Raw genomic sequence first — 236 nt, 5'->3', positions numbered from 1 at the left:
TTCGAACCCACGCACGCTTTTACACGCCTGACGGTTTTCAAGACCGTTCCCTTCAGCCGGACTTGGGTAATCCTCCAAAATAGTCCGTACGGGATTCGAACCCGTGTTACCGCCGTGAAAAGGCGGTGTCTTAACCCCTTGACCAACGGACCAAACTTTATGGGCACGAGTGGACTCGAACCACCGACCTCACGCTTATCAGGCGTGCGCTCTAACCACCTGAGCTACGCGCCCAA

General features: G+C 55.5%; 2 tRNA genes. Both read right to left on the bottom strand.

The features are described from left to right. Nucleotides 1–80 precede the first annotated feature (80 nt). A tRNA-Glu gene (locus N8M16_RS10165) sits at nucleotides 81–152 on the bottom strand. An 8-nt stretch (nucleotides 153–160) separates the two neighbouring features. Then, nucleotides 161–234 (bottom strand) — tRNA-Ile (locus N8M16_RS10160). Between the last annotated feature and the right edge of the window lie 2 nt (nucleotides 235–236).

This window comes from Streptococcus mitis (assembly GCF_946188375.1).
In the GTDB taxonomy this organism is placed as follows: domain Bacteria; phylum Bacillota; class Bacilli; order Lactobacillales; family Streptococcaceae; genus Streptococcus; species Streptococcus mitis_CX.
Note: the sequence above shows the minus strand (reverse complement) of the source record. Positions and strands in the feature narration are given on the sequence as shown.